This is a genomic window from Pseudomonas sp. HS6-2, assembly GCF_049325675.2.
GTDB lineage: Bacteria > Pseudomonadota > Gammaproteobacteria > Pseudomonadales > Pseudomonadaceae > Aquipseudomonas > Aquipseudomonas putida_N.
Genome location: NZ_CM143906.1, coordinates 2,436,885 through 2,453,398, shown reverse-complemented (window position 1 = coordinate 2,453,398; position 16,514 = coordinate 2,436,885). Strand labels below are relative to the sequence as shown.

The following is a 16,514-nucleotide window of genomic DNA, read 5'->3' as shown; positions in this document are numbered from 1 at the left end:
CCGGCCTTGCAGGAGCGGGCAACCTCAATCCTGCAGGTCGACCACCACCGGCTCGCCAATCGCATAGAAATGCCCACCCGCCACGTAGTGCAGGCTGCGCCACTGCGGGTCGGCATTTTCATAAGCCCAGTGCCCCTCACGGAACACCCGGTCATCCGCCCAGGCCGCCACCACCTCACCGATGAACAGGTCATAGGTGCTCTGGTTGTGCGGCTCGTCGATCACCCGGCACATCAACCAGGCCGAGCAGCCCTGAACCAGCGGCGCTACGTGCCCGTCCACCCGCGCCAGCTCGACACCGATGCTGGCCAGCTTGTCCGGCTGGTCGAACAGGCTGCGGGTCCCAACCTGATGCGTCAGCTGCGCCTGGGCAGCGGTCGGCACCTGGATCACGAACCAACCGCTGCCCTCCACCAGTTGCCGGGTGCGGGCACTCTTGTCCAGCACCACGGTGACCTTGGGTGGGTCGAAGTCCAGCGCACAGGCCCAGGCAGCGGCCATGACGTTGTCCACCCCCTCATGGCTGGCCGACACCAGTACGGTCGGCCCGTGGTTGAGCAGGCGGTAGGCCTTTTGCAGGTTGACGGCTTGGAAGTGGCTGTTCATCGGGGGCCTCGTTCAGCGCAGAAATCAGGCGAAGAATTGTGCCGCATCGCTGCCACACAAGCACCCACCTCGCAGAATTAGAAACTTCCTACAGCACATAGAGAAGCGCCTTACTTGTCGCCTTGGGTCGGTGAAAACAAGATCGAGACCTCGACCCAGAGGAGGCAGCGCATGCACCCAGATTCCCGCACCAACGCCGAACTGCGCAGCACCCTGCGCGAACTGCTGGCCCACGACATCAACAACCCGGACGACGACCCGCACCTGTCGGGCGTGCTGTTCTTCTGCGCCACCGACGAGCACACCCGGCAACTGGTCGAACGCATCGAAATGCTGGCCAGCGAAATCTTCTTCGACCCTTGCGGGCGAGCCATCCCCCACCGGATGCGCGCGATCGGCGTCAAGGGCGTGTCCATCAAGCAGAAGCGCAAGGCTTCGGCGGATGAAACGGTGATACGCATTGACCTGAACGACAAGGGCTACATCACGGTGAGCACCGCCCGGCTCTGATCCGCTATTCTCAGCACTTTCATGCTTCGGACAGTGATCATGGAACTGCATATCCGCCTGGACGGCCGCAAAGGCCTGGCCGACCAGCTCTACCAGCAACTGCGCGCCGGCATCGACAGTGGCCACCTGGCCGCCGGCACGCAACTGCCGCCGACCCGGCTGCTGGCCGAGCAACTGGGCGTGTCGCGCAAGACCGTGGCCGAGGCCTACTCGCGGCTGACCTACGACAACTTGCTCAGTGGCGTGGTCGGCCGTGGCACGTTCATCACCCCGCGCCAACCGCTGCACAGCGGTGAAACACAAGCCGTGCCCCTGGCCGCTGCCGCATCACTGCAGCGCTGGCAACAACGCGCCACGGTACTCGCCAGGCGCTCCCAGGAAGCCCCTTCGCGCTATGACTTCGTCGGCGGTGCCTCGAGCAAGGCGCAGTTCCCCTTCGACCAGTGGCGCAGCTGCCTGAACTACGCCCTGCGCCGCAGCCAGCGGCACCCCGAGCGGCAGTTTTCCGCCCAGGGCCTGCCCGAACTGCGCGAGGCCATCGCCCACCACATCGCCTACGCCCGCGGCGTGCATTGCAGTGCGGCGGACGTGCTGGTATGCAACGGCGCCCAGCAGGCTCTGGACCTGATCGCCCGGGTGCTGGTCGAGCCCGGCTGCCAGGTGGCCATGGAAGACCCCGGCTACCCGCCGGCACGCCAGCTGTTCCTGGCCCTGGGGGCAAAGCTGCAGTCAGTACCGGTGGACGATGAGGGGATGTGCGTGGCGCACATCGCCGAGGGCACCCGGCTGATCTACGTGACCCCTTCGCACCAGTTTCCGCTCGGCATGCCGATGAGCGAAGCCCGCCGCCATGCCCTGCTGGCACGGGCCGCCGAGCTCGGCGCCTTGATCATCGAGGACGACTACGACTGCGAATTCCGCTACCAGGGCCCGGCCGCCGATGCCCTGCAGCGCCTCGACCAGCAAGGGCTGGTGGCGTATGTCGGGACGTTCTCCAAGACCTTGCTGCCAGAGCTGCGCCTGGGTTACGCGGTGCTGCCCCCGGCAGTGCTCAGCGCCGCCTGCGTGGCCAAGCACCTGAGCGACTGGCACAGCCCGACCTTGCTGCAATGGGCACTGGCGCGATTCATTGGCGAGGGCCACCTGAACAAGCACATCCGCCGCTGCCATGACATCTACAGCGCCCGCCGCGAGCGCATCCTGGCGCGGCTGGACGACGACCTGGCGCCCTGGTTCAGCGCCGTGCCCGCCAGTGCCGGGTTCCACCTGAGCGCCCTGGCGCGGCCGGGGGTGGATGTCGAGTTGCTGGCCAACCTCGCCCGAAAGGTGGAAGTCGGCCTGTATTCGCTGGCGCCGTTCTTCAGCGAAGCCCCCGTGCGCCAGGGATTGCTGCTGGGCTTCGGCGCCATCGAGCTGCTGGATATCGACCCGGCGCTGGATCGGGTCCGCGATACCCTGCAGCGCCTCAGTTGACCAGCGCCGCCTGGCCACCCCGCTTCGGCCGGGCAATGGCCGCTGCATAGCCGCGCGGGGCGAAACAGGCGGTCACCAACAGCATCGCCAGCACGGTAACGGTCAGCAACATCCAGGATGCCTGGAAGTCGCCGCTGACATCGCGCAACCAACCGGTGATGTACGGGATGATGCCGGTGATGATGAAGCCGATGCCCTGCACGAACGCCGCCAGGCTACCGGCTTCAGCGGGCGTCTTGAGGTGCTCCAGGGTCAAGGTCAGGCTCAGGCTGAAGCAGGCGCCCAGGCCAAAGCCGATCATCGCGACCCACAGGCCCATGGCCAGCGTCGGTGCCAGCAGCAAGCCGAGGAAACCCGCCAGCTGGATCGACAACGCCAGCCACAAGCCCGGGCGACGGTCGGCCAGGCCGCGCAGCAACAGCGGCAGGCCCAGGGCACCGCAGACCTGGAAAATGGTCATCAGGCCGACCAGGTCGCCCCCGCCCTGCGCGGTGCCACCGTGTTCCAGGTGGTAGGCCGGCAACCACGCGACCATGCTGGTATAGCCGCCATTGATCAGGCCGAAGTACAGCGCCAGCAACCAGGCCCGGCGCGTGCCGAACCAGTGGCCGCCCGTGGCACCGGCCAGCTTTGGCGCGCTGTCCCGAGGACGCAGCGCGGCCCAGGCCAGCACTGCCAGCACCGCCGGGATCGCCCACAAGCCAAGCCCGGCCTGCCAGTGGCCGAAGTGCCCGCTGATATGCGGCCCGAGCACCGCCGCCAGGCCACCGCCGCTCATCAGCGCCGCCGAGTACAGGCCCATGGTCCCGGCCAGGCGGCTGGGGAACCAGCGATTGACCAGGCCCGGCATCATGCCCTGCACCACCGCCACACCCAACCCGGCCAGCACCGCGCTGGTGATCAGCGCCCAGGCGCTGTCCAGTTGCAGCCGCCACAGGCAGGCCAGGGCAATGGCGCCGAGGCCGCCGAGCATGCCGCCGTGTTCGCTGACCCAGCGCCGCAGCCAGGGCTGCAGCAACGGCACCAGCCCCATGCACAGCACCGGCAATGCGGTCAGCAGCGCCGCCTGCTGGTAACCCAGCCCGGTGCTCGCGCGCATCGGCTCGAGCAACGGGCCAATGCTGGTCAGGATCGGTCTCAGGTTCAATGCCAGCAAGATCACCAGCAACAGGTTCAACGCCCCTCTCATCACGAATCGATACTCCCAAGCAAGACCCGGCCATTATCCTGTCCAGGCAGTCAGGGTAGAAATGAAGAGATTGGATGCAGGTCAGTGGCCACCTTAATGGCCCGATTGGCCTCCCGGCAAAGCGCAAGATTGGCTATCGGGCCAATGGGCGATGGGCGCTAAGGTAGCGCATGTCCATCACGCATTCCCTGGAGCACAGCATGTACAACCGTATCGAATGGGCCAAACACTCGCCGGAAGCCTACAAGGCCATGGTCGGCCTGGAGCAGGCCCTGGCCAAGAGTGGCCTGGAAAACTCACTGCTCGAGCTGGTGCGCCTGCGGGCTTCGCAGATCAACGGCTGCGCCTATTGCGTGAACATGCATGCCAATGATGCGCGCAAGGCCGACGAGACCGAGGCGCGCTTGCAGACCCTGTGCGTCTGGCAGGAAACGACTTACTTCACCCCGCGTGAGCGTGCCGCACTGGCCTGGGTGGAATGCCTGACCCGGCTGCCCGAGCGAGGCGCCCCGCAACCGGAATACGAAGCGCTGCAGCAGCACTTCGAGCCGGTCGAGGTGGCCAACCTGACCTTGGCCATCGCCACCATCAATGCCTGGAACCGCTTTGGCGTAGGCTTCGCCATGGTTCCGGCCTGATCGGTGGAATGAGCCAGATCTGAGAGCTTTTGCGCTTGTGAGATCGAGCGCCGCGCGGGCGGCGCTCGATCTCACAAGCGCTGCAAGAACAAAGACGATCCCCCACTCAAACCACAACCCGCCGTCGAGTCAGGCAAGCGTACCCCATGCCCAGCACGCCGAGCAGCAACACCCCCAGCAGCCCCACCAGCTCGCGACTGTAGCGCGCCACCAGCGCCGGGAACCCGGTGAACTCGCTATACACCCGCACATCTGCCTCGCCACCGGCAAAACTGACACCGATGCCGCCCTGGCGAATCAGTGAATAGTCCGCATCGAAGTAGACCCAGACCCTGCACTCCCCACCCTGCTGGATGCCCGGTATCTCCACCTGCGCCGTCGGCGCTTCGTAAAGCGTGTCGTTGCCCGCCGCATCGCGCACCTGCACCAGGCCTTTGGCTGGCAGGCGGATCTTCACCGCGCGCACGTCACTGTCGCCAAGGTTGTGCAGGTCGATGAGCAAGCCGGTGCGGTGATCGACCAGCCCGGCTTCGAACGGCTTGGCGAACAATTGCACATAAGGTGCCTGGACCAGCTCGATCAGCTTGTCGACCTGATACGGGTTCAATGCACCGTCGCCGATGCGGCTGATGCGCGGCTGCAACTGCTCGTACTTGAGCTGCTCGTTGGCCTTGCTGATGCGCTCGCTGAACTGGCTGGGATAGGTGAGGTAGGCGTAGGTCAGGGTCGCCTCGAGCCGTGGATGGTCCTTGAGCAGCCCATACGCCACCAGCAAGACCAGCAGGCCAAGCAGCATGGTGACCAGGCGTTTGCCGACTTTGTCCCAACTCAACGGTGCGCTTCCTTCTGTTACGGCACGGAGGATCGATGCGGCGCAAAGGGTGCCAAGTTAAGCTCCGTCAGGCAAGCGCTCAACGGCTCAACAATACCGGTAACGACGCCATCAGCATGGCCACCCCGGAGGCCGTCAGCAGCCCCAGCACCACCCGGCGAAACGCCAGTTCGCTGATCCCCAGGTACAGCCGCGTACCCAGCAGCGCTGGCAGCGCCATGGCCAGCAGCACCACGCCGAACGCGGGCAGCATTTCGCGGGTCACCACCCCGGTGCCAAGGTAGGTGAGCAGGGTCACCAGCAGCATCGACAGGTTGAAGTTCTGGATCACCGCGCGCTGGGTATCGCGCTCGAAGCCGCGCAAGGTACACCACAGTGTAGGCACTGTGCCGGTAAAGCCACCGATTCCGCCCAACGCCCCACCCACCAGGCCCACCGCGCCATCGGCCAGGCGGTTGCCCGGCAGCCGTGGCAAGCGTGGCGCCAGCAGCATCAACGGGCACCACAGCACCAGCAGCGTGCCGAACACGGCCTTGAACCAGAGCATGTCCAGGTACGGCAGCACCCACACCCCAAGCGGGATGCCGGCCAAGCCGCCGAGCACGAAAGGCCACAGCAGCGCCCAGCTGAAGCCGCGCCGCACACTGAACACTGCAATGAGCTGGCCGGCGAAGCTGCCGAACACGGTCAGCGACGCCGCCAGCCGCGGTTCCAGGCCCCAGGCCCAGAACGACATGGCGACCATACCGAAGGCAAAGCCGGAAAGGCCCTGGACGAAACCGGCGACGATGGCACCGAGGGCGATGAGGTAGAAGGCATCCATGGGGCTATTCGAGCCTGGCGAGATCGGCGTTCCACCTTGCCAGAGCCGGTGGCGAATGTCTGCTTCAAATCTGGCTTGACCCGAAAGACGCCGTCGTCGACGATCAGTGTTCACCCCATCAAGGACGACCGCATGTTACGGATACTCGGCAGGGCCTCTTCGATCAACGTGCGCAAGGTGCTGTGGGCCTGCGCCGAATTCAACACTCCGTTCGAGCGTGAAGACTGGGGCAACGGCTTCCAACCCACCGACGCCCCGCAATTCCTCGCACTGAACCCCAACGCCATGGTCCCGGTGATCCAGGACGGCGACTTCACCCTGTGGGAATCCAACAGCATCATCCGTTACCTGGCCAACCGCTACGGCGACCCTGCCCTGTACCCCGCCGAACCGCAGGCACGGGCCCGTGTCGACCAGTGGATCGACTGGCAAGCCTCGGACCTGAACCGGGCATGGAGCTACCCGTTCATGTCGCTGGTGCGCCAGTCGCCTGCGCACCAGGATGCCAAGGCCCTGGCCGCCGGCTGTGCCGAATGGGCCCGTTACATGGGTATCCTCGAACAGCAGTTGGCCATCACCGGCGCCTACGTTGCCGGCGAACACTTCACCCTGGCCGACATCCCCATCGGCCTGTCGGTGCAGCGCTGGTTCGCCACACCGCTGAATCACCCTGGCCTGCCTGCCGTGAGCGCGTACTACGAGCGCCTAAGCCAACGCCCGGGCTACCTTGCCCACGGGCGCAACGGCCTGCCTTGAACATGCCTGCGCTGCGAGAACTGGTATTTTTGCCAGGTGCGTGAGCCAGCGCACAGCAATAGACTCATGACCTTGTAGCAGGCACAGCCCCAGCGGAGACTGCCGATGCATAAGGCCGCACTCGCAGTCCTTCATGCGAACACGCCCAGTGTGGCTGTCCGGGGCAGCGCCGACAGCCCGCTGCTGGCCCTGCGCCTGTTGCGCCACCCCGATGTTCCCCAGGCTCGGTTGTTGCGCACACGCTCCGAGGCAGACCTGCTGTCACGCAAAACCTGGGTCTTCGGTGCCCGCCCACTCAGAGCGACCCCGACAGCACCGCTGCTGCCCGACGCCACCACGGTCAGCAGCCTCGACGGCCAGGCGCTCGAACGACATACGGCTGACGGCGATACCACCCTGGCACTGAACGACAGCGCCGGGCGCTTGCTATGGGCGCAGAATGCCCAAGGCACTCGCAACTGGTCACTGTATGAAGCCGCCGCTGAAGGTGGGCGCCTGCTCGCAACGTTCGAACAACCGGCGGGTGGCATGCCGCGCCAGCGCGAACGCATGCTGCATGCAAAAACGACTTCGGCCGAGCGCGACCGCAACCTGGTGGGTAGCATCATCAAACAGTTCGACAATGCCGGGTACCTTCACACCCGCTCGCAATCGTTGACCGATCAGGTAATCGAAACCCGGCGGTACCTGTTACAGCCCGAGGCACAACTGCCGGACTGGGCAGGCGACAGCGAAAGCGAACTGGAACCTTCAGCGCTGCGCATGACCGCTTGCCACGATGCCACCGGTGCAGTGCTGGCTACCACCAATCCTGCGGACGTGACTGTGCTGACAGCCTATGACATCAGCGGTGCGATAAGCGAAACCCGGCTGCACCAAGGCAATGCTCAGGCCGTGGCATTCAACGCCGTGCAGCGCCGGGCCGACGGTGCGCCACTGTTGCAGGCCGCAGCCAACGGCGTGATCGATACCTTTACCTACTCACCCACCACGCAGCGCCTGGTCCGTCACAAGACTTCACGCCCAGCCGGGCACCCACTGGGCGCACTGATGATCTGCGACCTGCATTACCACTACGACCCGGTCGGCAACCTGCAGGCCCTCGATGATCGAAGCGTCGACCCGCAATGGCACCACAACCAGCAGGTCAGCGGCGTGCGGGAATATGCCTATGACACCTTGTACCGCCTGGTGCATGCCACTGGCCGCGAGCGCGCTGTGACCGGCGGTTTTCGGACGGCGGCCTTCAGTGCTGCGGGCCGCCGGGGTGGCGGGGTATGGAGCCGATACCGCGAGCAGTACAGCTACGACGATGGCGACAACCTAACCACCCTTAGCCACAACGGGGGCGCCGGTGTGCGAAGCCGCAAGCTTGTCGTTACCAGCCAGAGCAACCGGGCATTGCCGGACGGCCTTGGCTTACTTCCGGAAAGCGGCTTCCTCGCCGGTGGCCTGCAGAAACTGCTGGCCGCTGGCAGGCCATTGGCGTGGCAGGCAGACAATCAACTGCGTGAGGTATGCCTGGTTGGCCGCTCAGATGGCGAGGCTGACGACAGGGAGCATTACCACTACGCCGACGGCAGCACGCGTACGCGCAAGATCACCTCGCTAAACACAGCAGGCGCCTGGCAGAAGATCATCACGACCTATCTGCAAGGCTTGGAACTTCGCCAACGGCTACTCGCCGGCCAGCCACTGCCGCACAAGGACGTTGTGATCACTGAAATCGCTGGCCTGCGTTGGGTACATGATCGGCTGGGCGATGAAATCCATTTGCGTTATTCGTTCAGCGACCACCTGGGCAGCGTTGGTGGGGAAACCGATCGTTCCGGGAAATTGGTCACGCGCGAAGAATATGCGCCTTTCGGGGAGACCACGGGTCTGGATGAGACCGCTTCTGAGGCAGATGCCCTGATTCATAGAACGTGGCGCTATTCAGGCAAGGAGCGTGATGCGACCGGGCTCTACTACTACGGCTGGCGTTACTATCAACCTGGGCTGGCCCGATGGCTGAGTGCAGATCCGGGCGGGACGGTTGACGGACTCAACCTGTATCGGATGGTAAGAAACAATCCTGTCCGCAATCGCGATGATAGGGGGCTGGTGGGTGAGGACGCATCCGCTGAACCCGACTTCTGGGCCTTTCTTGATCCAAACGAGCATTGGATCCGGTACGCGTTCGCCATAAATCTGATCTATGGCTCACATGCTTTGATCAACACGGCCCTCCCTATACTCGACTCGCTCATACACGCGGGCCGGGCAGCTGACCGTTGGCGTGATGTACCCAGGCGCGTCGTTGCCGACTTACGGCGCCAGGCCAGAACACGTCTGGGTGCAGTAGGTATGATTTCCATCGCGGCCAGGATCACTGCCTTGACCCTGACAACCATCAGTGCGCTCCGCAGGTACCACTCTGAGGACCCAGTCGCGGGGCAGCGGCTTATAACGGCTGCCTCACTCATGCAGTTCGGTACGACCTACTTCCCCGCGTTCAGTGAAAGCTATGGATTTTACATTCACCCCGAATCCCGCCGAACCCGCCGACCGAGCGAATATACGCCCGACCTGAGTGTTGCAGATCCTGAGGTTCTCGAGATGTTCGAAAGGCCGCCCTCCACTGTTAGCTCAGCATCTGCATCCACCGATCTTCAGCTTTTCGAAAGGCAGCATTCCACTGTTGACTCAGCATCTGGAGCCATCGAACTTCAGCAGGTTTCAGTCTCTAGGTCACATTCACCCAGCTCGCCCGATATTTCCCAGCCCGCCCCGCACATTGACTCCGCTCATTCTTCATTAAGCGGGACCGCCATCAGAGGGCATTCTGTAGGTCAGGTTCGTTCAAGGAGCCTTTCTGAAGAACGTGGCCCCCGTCAAAAGCGATATTCCTCTCAGTAGCAGGAAACCATGGAAACTCAGTTATGCCGCCGCCTGCTGCACCGGCACCACTGGCCGCGTCCGCCAGGCGATGGTCAGCACCAGCCCCAGTAGCGCCATCCCTGCCCCGGCATACGAAACCGCCGGATACCCCAGCCCTGCATTGATCACTGCGCCACCCAGCGCCGCGCCAATCGCGTTGCCCAGGTTGAAAGCGCCGATGTTCACCGCCGACGCCAGGTTCGGCGCGTCCTTGGCAGCTTCCATCACGCGCATCTGCAGCGGTGGTACCAGGGCGAAGCTGGCGATTCCCCACACCAGGATCGCCACCGCGGTCGGCAGCGACCAGCCCAAGGTGGCCGGAAACACCAGCAGCACGGCGATCAGCACTGCCAGCGACACCATCAAGGTTCGCTCGATCGAGCGGTCCGCCGCCTTGCCGCCCCACATGTTGCCCAGGGTCAAACCGATGCCGAACAGCACCAGCATGGCCGTGATGAAGGTCGTCGACGCCTGTGCCTGGGCATGCAGGATCGGCGCGATGTAGGTGAACACGGTGAACATCGCACTGGACCCAACCACGGTCAGCGCCAGCGCCGACAGTACCGGCCCCCGGCCAAGCACACGGATTTCGGCCATTGCACCGCCACTTTTCGGCAGCGGCAGGTTGGGCAGTGCGAACCACAGCGAGACCATCGCGACCAGGCCCAGGCCGGCAATACCCCAGAACGCCGTGCGCCAGCCCAGCAGCTCTCCGAACCAGGTAGCCAGTGGTACGCCGCCGATGGTAGCCAGGGTCAGCCCCATGAACATTGCCGCCACCGCGCCTGCCCGCTTCTCGGGCGGAACCACGCTGGCCGCGACCACCGAGCCGACGCCAAAGAACGCACCATGGTTAAGCGAGGTGACGACGCGTGCGACCATCAGGCTTTGATAATCGGTGGCCATCGCCGACATCACGTTGCCCAGGGTGAAGATCGCCATCAGGCCGATCAGCAGGTAGCGCCGCGGGATCTTGCCGGTGGCCAGGGTCATCAGTGGCGCGCCGAGCAGTACGCCGACCGCGTAGGCGCTGACCAACAGCCCGGCGGCAGGGATGGACACGCCGAGGTCGGCGGCGATGCTGGGCAGCATGCCCATGGGGGCGAACTCGGTGACACCGATGCCGAAGGCACCGATGGCGAGTGCCACGAGAGGGGGATTGATACGCATACAAGGCTCCTTATCTATGACGGGAATGCTACGATCCCGCTTTTGAATGCACTAGACCGGTTTTCCGGCAATCACCTTTGCGCTGGAGGCACAGATGGACTACCACGGGCGTTCCGGGGAGATGGAGGTGTTCGCCAGGGTAGTGGATGAAGGCAGCTTGTCCGCCGCCGCGCGCATGCTGGGCCTGACGCCCTCGGCGGTGAGCCGCATCATTGCCCGCGCCGAGCAGCGCCTGGGCACGCGCCTGCTGCTGCGCACCACCCGGGCGATCACTCTCACCACCGAGGGCGAGGCGTACCTGCGCGGGGCGCGGCGCATCCTCGCGGACCTGCTCGAAGTCGAAGAGGCGATCACTGACCAAGGCGTGCCGCGCGGGCGGTTGCGGGTCAGCGCGGCGCTGGGGCATGGGCGACTGACGGTGGTGCCGTTGCTGACCGCGTTCAGCGCGCGTTACCCGCAGGTGGTGGTGGACCTGACGCTGAGTGACGAAATCGCCGATATCCATGGCGGCCAAGCCGATGTGGCGCTGCGCTTTGGCCCACTGCCAGACAGCTCGCTGAGCGCACGGTGCATCGGCCATACCGGCCAGGTGGTGGTGGCTTCGCCCGAGTACCTGGCACGCTGTGGTACGCCGCAGGTGCCGGAAGACCTGGCGCAGCACAACTGCCTGCGCTTCAACTTCCGGCGGGCAGCACCTGACTGGCCGTTTCGTCGGGCGGGTGAGGAATTTTCACTCAAGATAACGGGAAACATCGAATGCAGCAGTGGCGAGGCGCTGGCGCAATTGGCCAGGCTAGGGGCGGGGATTGCGCGGATCGGGACGTTCACCGTAGTCGATGAGCTGAAAAACGGTAAACTGCTGGCGCTGCTGGAGGACTTTAACCCGGGCGACCGCGAGCCGTTACATGCGGTGTTCGTGGGCGGGCCGGCGATGCCGGCGCGGGTGCGGGTGTTTGTGGATTTTCTGGTGGAGCATCATCAGAGCTGGCCGTTGCTGCCGGCCTGATTATCCGATCAGTCGAAATCGACGAAACCGAGCTTCTGAACCACCAAGGGGAACCACCATGCGCATTGCCATTCCCGACGACTATCAGAACGTGATCCGCTCACTCGACTGCTTCAAACGCCTGGCCGGGCATGAAGTGACAGTGTTTCACGAGAAAGAGCCGGCCTCGCTGGACGAACTGGCCACCCGCTTCGCCGACGCCGACGCCCTGGTCCTCACCCGCGAACGCACGCGCATCGATGCCGCGCTGCTCGACCGGCTGCCGAACCTCAAGCTGATCAGCCAGACCGGCAAGGTCGCTGGCCACCTCGACCTTGAGGCCTGCACCACCCGCGGCATCGTCGTGAGCGAAGGCCGTGGCTCGCCAGTGGCTCCGGCGGAGCTTGCCTGGACGCTGATCCTCAACGCCCGGCGCCAGCTGGTACCGGCGATCGAAGCGTTCAAGCTGGGCCAGTGGCAGGTCAACCTGGGCCAGGCGGTAGCCGGCCAGGTGCTCGGGATCTGGGGCTACGGCAAGATCGGCCAGCGCCTGGCGCGCTATGCCCAGGCGTTCGACATGCCCGTGCTGGTGTGGGGCAGCGAAGGCAGCCGGGCGGCGGCCGAGGCGGATGGGCATCGGGCGGCGACATCACGCGAGGCATTCTTTGCCGAGGCGGATATCGTCAGCCTGAACCTGCGGCTGTCAGGGACAACGCGCCATAGGGTGACCTTCAACGACCTGTCGCGGATGAAGCCCGATAGCCTGCTGGTGAATGTCAGCCGAGCCGAGCTGATTGCACCCGGGGCCCTGCTGCAGGCGCTCGACGCCGGCAGACCGGGCTTCGCCGCCGTGGACGTATTCGAACAGGAGCCGGTACTCGAGCCGAACCACCCCCTGCTCTCACACCCGCGGGTGCTGAGCACGCCGCACTTGGGCTATGTGGAAAAGAACGGCTACGAGCTGTACTTCGGCGATGCCTTCGACAACGTGGTGGCGTTTGCCCAAGGCATCGCGAAGAACGTTGTCAACCCTCAGGCGCTGACAGTGCGGCGCTGATCTGGAGGATTGAGCGTTATTGCTTACGCCTTGTCAGGCAAAGCCATATGCAACAAAGGGAAAGGCCGGCCTTCGCCGTCCAGCGGCGAACGCCCGGTCTGCACGAAGCCGTAGTGGAGGTAAAAACCCACTGCCTGCGGATTCTGCTCGTTCACATCGACACTGAGGGTATCGCGTGAGCGGCGGCAGAAATCCAACAGTTCAGGGCCAATACCCTGGCCACGCAGGTCAGGATCGATAAACAGCATTTCCACGTGGTTCTCGTTGAGCCCGATAAAGCCCAGCGGCTTGTCTTCAGTGTCAACAGCCACCCATAGCTCGACGGCATGCAGGTAGACATCGCGCAGTTGGGGCAGCAGCGCGTCGATGTCGGACGCCTGCAGAAATTGATGCGTTGCGCGCACGGCGCGCAGCCAGATGTCGAGCAGCCGAGGGTGATCGGCAGCGAGCGCTTGGCGAATGATCATGGAATCATCCTGATAATTTTTGATGACGGATTTTCGGTGCGCCTTGGCAAGGCGACCGTACTCATGTCGGCATCATGTATGCCCGCTTCGCGAATCAACGCCTGGGCGGTGCACGGCAGAACAGCCGGAAAGGAAGGAGGCGCCAATGCTACCCCTCCTTCCCGGCGAAATAAAGGCGCTTACGGCGCCGCTACCTGCTCCTGGGGCGCAGCGCCGAACGACACGTAGTATGCCAGGCCGACGAAGATCGCCCCGCCTACTGCATTGCCGAGGAACACCGCCACCAGGTTCTCGACCAGCGCACCCCAGCTCAGGTAACCGGCAAAGATCGCGGCCGGGATCAGGAACATGTTGGCCACCACGTGCTGGAAGCCGATGGCGACGAAGGCCATGATCGGGAACCAGATGCCGAGGATCTTGCCGCTCATCTCACGGCTGGCAAAGGCCAGCCACACCGCCAGGCACACCAGCCAGTTGCAGCCGATACCGGAGACGAAGGCATGCACGAAGTCGGCGCTGGCCTTGCTGGTTGCGGCGGCCACGGTCTTGTCCAGGTAGGCGCCCTCGGTCAGGCCGAGCAGGTGGCCGAAGAAGTACGCCACAAACAGCGCACCCAGCAGGTTGGCCAACGTCACCAGCAGCCAGTTGCGCGCCACTGCGGCCAGGCGAATGCGCCCGGCGAACATGGCCAGCGGCAGGCTCATCATGTTGCCAGTGAGCAGCTCGCCCCCGGCCAGGATTACCAGGATCAGGCCAATCGGAAACACTGCGGCGCCCAGCAGGTTGCCCAGCGAAGCCCATTGCCCGGGGATCATCGCGCTGACATGGATGGCAAGGATGAAGCCCATCGAGATGAAGCCGCCGGCGAGGAAGCCGAGGATGAGCAACGCGCGGGTAGGCAATTGGGCTTTCTTGGCACCGGCTTCGATGACGAGCTCGGTGATCCGGGAGGGGGCATTGACAGACATTTCAGAAACTCGAACGCAGGGACGACAGCCATGCCCAGGGGCATGCCGGAAGTCAGGAATTTACGGGTTGCGGGAGAATGCGGAGGTGGTTCAGGGGGAAGGCAAAACGGGTGGTCTCTGGGGCTACAACGAACAGCCGCGCACGTTACTGAGGCAGAATGTCGCAGTCAAATTGATAGAGTGGATGGGTTGATAGATGGGGTCGATGATGAAGATCTTGAGCACCAAGCCAATGATTGCATATTGATGCTAATCGCTTTCCGTTTCGATTTCGCCAACAGCTTTTGAGGCCGGCAGAATTGACGGTCAAGGTGATGTAGCCCGCTCGTAGGCGGCCAGCAGATCATCCAGCTGCGGGAAGATCGCCTGCTCACCCAGCAGTTGCTTGATGTAGTAACGGGAGTGGTCTGCAACATCCGACATGACATTGACCAGCACCAGGCGCACCCCTTGGGCCTTCAACGTGGCTGCCAGGCTGCGGATGGTTTCCGCAGCTGAATAATCGACATCATCGATCGCCGAACAGTCGATACAGAACCAGCGCAAACCGGGCGTTGCCTGCTGTACCAATTGCGTGACTTCTTCACTCAACTGGCGGGTATTGGCGTAGTAGATGCTGTGGGTGAAGCGATAGATGAGCAACCCCGGCCTGGCCTGGGCGCCACTGGACAGCACGACCGGCTGCAGCTTCCCGGACTCGGCAGTGGCCAGCAGCACGTTCTTCGGGTGATAGCCCCGGCGCAGGTGGTCAATGATGGACAGCAGCATGGCCAGGATGATGCCCTCCTTCACCCCCGCCAGCACCACGGTAACGAGGGTTATCAGGGCGACCCAGAACTCATTGCGGCGCTCCCTGTAGATGTTCTTCAGGTGCTTGAAGTCGGTCAGTTCGATGCCGATCATGAACACCACCGCAGCCAGCACGGACTCCGGCAGATAGGCAAGCGGTGCGGTGAGGAACAGCAGCACCAACAGCACGACCAGTGCAGTCACCAGCAACGACAGTTGGCTGCGCCCACCGGCGCTATCGACCATCTGCGTCTTGGTGGGGCTGCCGTTGACCACGAAGGTGCCCGACAGCGCGGCACCGACATTGGCAATCGACAAGCCGACCAGGTCGGTGTTTTCACTGAACGTCTCGTTGTAGCGGCAGGCGTAGGCCCGCGAGGTCGCCGCGCTCTGGGCCAGTATCACCACGAACATGGCAAACGCCGTCGGCAGCAATTGGCCGAGCAGGTCCAGGCTCCACTGCAACTTGGGCAAGCCGATGTGCGGAAGCCCGCTGGGCACGGGGCCAAGCACCTGCATGTAAGCGCCGAAGTCGAACATCCAGCTGAGCGCAATGGCACCCACCACGGCGATCAGCGCCCCGGGTATCTTGCGCGAGCGTTTGCGGCTTCCGAGGATCACGATCAACACCAGCGCTGCCACGGCGACGGCATGCCAATTGAGCTGGTCCAGCCGCTGCAGCGTCGACCAGAGTTTGCCAGGCACGCCATGACCTGCTGCTGGCAGGCCCAGCATGCCATCCAGCTGGCCGAGGGCGACCTGGAGCCCGACGCCGGTGAGAAAGCCGACGAGCACGGTGCGTGACAGAAAGTCTGCCATGAAGCCCAGGCGCACCAGCCGGGCCAGCAGCAGCAGGCCGGCAGCCATCAGGGCAAGCAGTTGGGCAAGCGCCAGGTATTCATCAGACCCGGTTGCAGCGACCCCGACCAATGCTGCCGACAGAATGGCAGCGGTCGCCGAGTCGGCGCCCACCACCAGGTGGCGCGATGAACCAAAGAGGGCGAACAGCACCATGGGCACCAACATGGTGTAGAGTCCGGTGACGACGGGGGTGCCGGAAATCTTGGTGTACCCCATCACCTCTGGAATGGCGAGTGCGGCCAGGGTGAGGCCTGCGACCACCTCCGCGGGAATCTGCTTCGCGTTCAACGGCAGCAGGCCCTGCAGAATGGGGAGGCGAAAGCGTTTGAACTTGTTGGTATTGGCCATCTTACGTTCCCGTTGCGGATATACCCTTCATGCGCCCTCGATCAATGCTTTCATCGCCAACAGCGGCGCCGGTTGGCATCCAGCATGGCGCCTGGCGGTCTCCTGAGGTTTGGCCTGCCTGGC

At 64.0% G+C, this 16,514-nt stretch carries 15 protein-coding genes; 7 read left to right on the top strand and 8 right to left on the bottom strand.

Annotated features, from left to right (window positions below):
* Nucleotides 1–24 precede the first annotated feature (24 nt).
* Nucleotides 25–606, bottom strand: coding sequence for a flavin reductase family protein (locus ACOKS3_RS11530; protein WP_422764207.1), 582 nt, complete (start codon nucleotides 604–606; stop codon nucleotides 25–27).
* A 171-nt stretch (nucleotides 607–777) separates the two neighbouring features.
* On the opposite strand from ACOKS3_RS11530, the gene ACOKS3_RS11525 reads away from it, so the two are divergent.
* Nucleotides 778–1,116 carry a hypothetical protein gene (locus tag ACOKS3_RS11525; protein ID WP_422764208.1) on the top strand — a complete coding sequence of 113 codons (339 nt, stop codon included), beginning with the start codon at nucleotides 778–780 and terminating at the stop codon, nucleotides 1,114–1,116.
* Nucleotides 1,117–1,155: 39 nt separating this feature from the next.
* Nucleotides 1,156–2,589, top strand: a complete 1,434-nt coding sequence (pdxR, locus tag ACOKS3_RS11520; protein ID WP_422764209.1) for a MocR-like pyridoxine biosynthesis transcription factor PdxR — start codon at nucleotides 1,156–1,158, stop codon at nucleotides 2,587–2,589.
* On the opposite strand, the gene ACOKS3_RS11515 is transcribed toward pdxR, so the two are convergent.
* A complete protein-coding gene (locus ACOKS3_RS11515) occupies nucleotides 2,582–3,778 on the bottom strand; it encodes a cyanate transporter (protein WP_103446853.1) in 1,197 nt (398 codons plus the stop codon). The two genes, pdxR and ACOKS3_RS11515, sit on opposite strands and share 8 nt — an antisense overlap.
* 200 nt (nucleotides 3,779–3,978) lie before the next feature.
* Between ACOKS3_RS11515 and ACOKS3_RS11510 the strand changes: the two genes are divergently transcribed.
* A complete protein-coding gene (locus tag ACOKS3_RS11510) occupies nucleotides 3,979–4,416 on the top strand; it encodes a carboxymuconolactone decarboxylase family protein (RefSeq protein WP_422764242.1) in 438 nt (145 codons plus the stop codon).
* Between the two features lie 106 nt (nucleotides 4,417–4,522).
* On the opposite strand, the gene ACOKS3_RS11505 is transcribed toward ACOKS3_RS11510, so the two are convergent.
* The gene (locus ACOKS3_RS11505) at nucleotides 4,523–5,248 is read right to left on the bottom strand and encodes a hypothetical protein (RefSeq protein ID WP_103446851.1); all 726 of its coding nucleotides are present in this window, start codon (nucleotides 5,246–5,248) and stop codon (nucleotides 4,523–4,525) included.
* 79 nt (nucleotides 5,249–5,327) lie between these two features.
* On the bottom strand, nucleotides 5,328–6,071 hold the full coding sequence (locus ACOKS3_RS11500) for a sulfite exporter TauE/SafE family protein (protein ID WP_103446850.1): 744 nt from the start codon (nucleotides 6,069–6,071) through the stop codon (nucleotides 5,328–5,330).
* Nucleotides 6,072–6,203: 132 nt separating this feature from the next.
* Between ACOKS3_RS11500 and ACOKS3_RS11495 the strand changes: the two genes are divergently transcribed.
* Both ACOKS3_RS11495 and ACOKS3_RS11490 read left to right on the top strand, forming a co-directional pair.
* Nucleotides 6,204–6,827 (top strand): glutathione S-transferase family protein, encoded by a 624-nt coding sequence (locus ACOKS3_RS11495; RefSeq protein WP_103446849.1) that lies wholly within the window; start codon nucleotides 6,204–6,206, stop codon nucleotides 6,825–6,827.
* Between the two features lie 105 nt (nucleotides 6,828–6,932).
* Nucleotides 6,933–9,725: an RHS repeat-associated core domain-containing protein gene (locus tag ACOKS3_RS11490; protein WP_103446848.1), complete on the top strand. Its 2,793-nt coding sequence runs from the start codon at nucleotides 6,933–6,935 to the stop codon at nucleotides 9,723–9,725.
* 21 nt (nucleotides 9,726–9,746) lie between these two features.
* Here the strand turns inward: ACOKS3_RS11490 and ACOKS3_RS11485 are convergent, their stop codons facing one another.
* Nucleotides 9,747–10,916 carry an MFS transporter gene (locus ACOKS3_RS11485; RefSeq protein ID WP_422764210.1) on the bottom strand — a complete coding sequence of 390 codons (1,170 nt, stop codon included), beginning with the start codon at nucleotides 10,914–10,916 and terminating at the stop codon, nucleotides 9,747–9,749.
* Between the two features lie 94 nt (nucleotides 10,917–11,010).
* Between ACOKS3_RS11485 and ACOKS3_RS11480 the strand changes: the two genes are divergently transcribed.
* A complete protein-coding gene (locus tag ACOKS3_RS11480; RefSeq protein WP_103446846.1) occupies nucleotides 11,011–11,922 on the top strand; it encodes a LysR family transcriptional regulator in 912 nt (303 codons plus the stop codon).
* A gap of 58 nt (nucleotides 11,923–11,980) precedes the next feature.
* Entirely contained in the window at nucleotides 11,981–12,958 is a 978-nt protein-coding gene (locus tag ACOKS3_RS11475; protein WP_422764211.1) for a D-2-hydroxyacid dehydrogenase family protein, read from the top strand.
* Nucleotides 12,959–12,981: 23 nt separating this feature from the next.
* Here ACOKS3_RS11475 and ACOKS3_RS11470 read toward each other — a convergent pair whose 3' ends face one another.
* The 3 genes from ACOKS3_RS11470 to ACOKS3_RS11460 all read right to left on the bottom strand — a co-directional run bounded on the left by ACOKS3_RS11470 (nucleotide 12,982) and on the right by ACOKS3_RS11460 (nucleotide 16,391).
* Nucleotides 12,982–13,425, bottom strand: a complete 444-nt coding sequence (locus ACOKS3_RS11470; protein WP_422764212.1) for an acetyltransferase — start codon at nucleotides 13,423–13,425, stop codon at nucleotides 12,982–12,984.
* Between the two features lie 179 nt (nucleotides 13,426–13,604).
* Nucleotides 13,605–14,393, bottom strand: a complete 789-nt coding sequence (locus tag ACOKS3_RS11465; RefSeq protein WP_103446843.1) for a formate/nitrite transporter family protein — start codon at nucleotides 14,391–14,393, stop codon at nucleotides 13,605–13,607.
* A 306-nt stretch (nucleotides 14,394–14,699) separates the two neighbouring features.
* Nucleotides 14,700–16,391 carry a SulP family inorganic anion transporter gene (locus ACOKS3_RS11460; protein ID WP_422764213.1) on the bottom strand — a complete coding sequence of 564 codons (1,692 nt, stop codon included), beginning with the start codon at nucleotides 16,389–16,391 and terminating at the stop codon, nucleotides 14,700–14,702.
* Nucleotides 16,392–16,514: the final 123 nt, after the last annotated feature.

Coding starts and splice junctions, on each gene's coding strand:
- ACOKS3_RS11525 (WP_422764208.1), top strand. CDS start 778: ATGCACCCAGATTCCCGCACCAACGCCGAACTGCGCAGCACCCTGCGC.
- ACOKS3_RS11515 (WP_103446853.1), bottom strand. CDS start 3,778: ATGAGAGGGGCGTTGAACCTGTTGCTGGTGATCTTGCTGGCATTGAAC.
- ACOKS3_RS11475 (WP_422764211.1), top strand. CDS start 11,981: ATGCGCATTGCCATTCCCGACGACTATCAGAACGTGATCCGCTCACTC.
- ACOKS3_RS11490 (WP_103446848.1), top strand. CDS start 6,933: ATGCATAAGGCCGCACTCGCAGTCCTTCATGCGAACACGCCCAGTGTG.
- pdxR (WP_422764209.1), top strand. CDS start 1,156: ATGGAACTGCATATCCGCCTGGACGGCCGCAAAGGCCTGGCCGACCAG.
- ACOKS3_RS11485 (WP_422764210.1), bottom strand. CDS start 10,916: ATGCGTATCAATCCCCCTCTCGTGGCACTCGCCATCGGTGCCTTCGGC.
- ACOKS3_RS11495 (WP_103446849.1), top strand. CDS start 6,204: ATGTTACGGATACTCGGCAGGGCCTCTTCGATCAACGTGCGCAAGGTG.
- ACOKS3_RS11480 (WP_103446846.1), top strand. CDS start 11,011: ATGGACTACCACGGGCGTTCCGGGGAGATGGAGGTGTTCGCCAGGGTA.
- ACOKS3_RS11510 (WP_422764242.1), top strand. CDS start 3,979: ATGTACAACCGTATCGAATGGGCCAAACACTCGCCGGAAGCCTACAAG.
- ACOKS3_RS11470 (WP_422764212.1), bottom strand. CDS start 13,425: ATGATCATTCGCCAAGCGCTCGCTGCCGATCACCCTCGGCTGCTCGAC.
- ACOKS3_RS11460 (WP_422764213.1), bottom strand. CDS start 16,391: ATGGCCAATACCAACAAGTTCAAACGCTTTCGCCTCCCCATTCTGCAG.
- ACOKS3_RS11530 (WP_422764207.1), bottom strand. CDS start 606: ATGAACAGCCACTTCCAAGCCGTCAACCTGCAAAAGGCCTACCGCCTG.
- ACOKS3_RS11500 (WP_103446850.1), bottom strand. CDS start 6,071: ATGGATGCCTTCTACCTCATCGCCCTCGGTGCCATCGTCGCCGGTTTC.
- ACOKS3_RS11465 (WP_103446843.1), bottom strand. CDS start 14,393: ATGTCTGTCAATGCCCCCTCCCGGATCACCGAGCTCGTCATCGAAGCC.